We start from the raw sequence: 1,177 nt of genomic DNA on the forward strand, positions 1-1,177 counted from the left end.
GCATGCGCTGCGCACGCGAAGACCACGAGGAGGGTGGCTTCCGTTCGCGGAAGCAAACCTTGTCGCCGAATCACATAGCCGGCAGCAAGGTATACAGCCAGCTGGCCAACGCTCAGCCACAGGGGCGCTAGCCACAAAGGAGCAGCGCCAAGCGTGAGTAACAGTAGTCCGCCGACCGGGCGAAGAACGAACAGCTCGGCGACGACGACGGCAACCAGTCCGATCACAAGCCGAAGTAACGGCCCATCTCGCGTTTCCGATTGGCCCGGCACGGATGCCGACCTGACGGTCATAGCCCTTCGGGTAATCGCGTATGCAACAAGTGCGGCCACCGGGACGACAAGCGATTCCGCCGCCAGGTCAACCGGCGTCACCGCACTGAACACCAGCACCGTGTGCTGCCAGTGGGCGAGCAGGTAATACGTAAAGAGTAGTGCGGCCATTGCGCAAGCCGCCGCAGGCCCCTCTTTGAGCCACGCCGCCATCATCCATCCGGCCAACGCCGCTACCACCATCTGAGGTGCGACCACCACGAGCGTGGAGAGTGGCCATGGCATGGCATTGGAAACGTTATAGGTGAGCAGGAACATCGGATCCGCCGCCCACCGATCAAAGATCGCGAAAATAACGACGACGGCCAGGGCCGCCCGTATCCGGGCGGCCCTCCCTCGTTCCACGATCAACGGATGCTGTTGAGCCATGCTGGGCACTCTATGACGGCGGGAAGGAACGTGCGTATGGCTATGCGGTATGGGTGGCTCACTTCCTTACGTTCCCTTGTACGACTGCCTAGAGGTTCACGGACTGTGCCAGCGTCAAGCCGATGGGGAACCTTGATACCGCAGCCCATGTCCTCGACGCAAAGGTCGACAAACTTCACATCTTGATAGACGTTATACGTGTCTTCAAACGTTTCGACTTTGTACGCAAGGCACTCCACATAGAACTCTGGCGTCTTGGCCATGTTCTTAAGTTCCTTCCGGATCCCCTTCGGGTTGAGGTTCTCTGGATCGGGAACGTAAGGCAGATCCCTGTCGTTGGGATAAAGGTTCCAGTGGGTATCCACGAGTCGGGACTGCAGGTCTTGCTCCGTCTCCTTGCCTCGCCACTCCACCAGGCGCTGGCAGTCGGGATTGAGCCCCGTTGGATCGATAAATTTCAGCGGACTGCCATAGGC

2 protein-coding genes are annotated in these 1,177 nt (G+C 59.6%); both read right to left on the bottom strand.

The window, feature by feature from the left end; genetic code table 11:
- Nucleotides 1–701, bottom strand: a 701-nt coding sequence (locus AC1DSN_RS22940; protein WP_477333177.1) for a hypothetical protein, incomplete at its 3' end; no start/stop codon positions are given.
- A partial coding sequence (locus tag AC1DSN_RS22945) for a hypothetical protein (protein WP_477333179.1) occupies nt 680–1,177 on the bottom strand: 498 nt, incomplete at its 5' end. The genes AC1DSN_RS22945 and AC1DSN_RS22940, both read right to left, overlap by 22 nt.

It is taken from the genome of Luteibacter sp. P4_D7_3 (assembly GCF_056401735.1).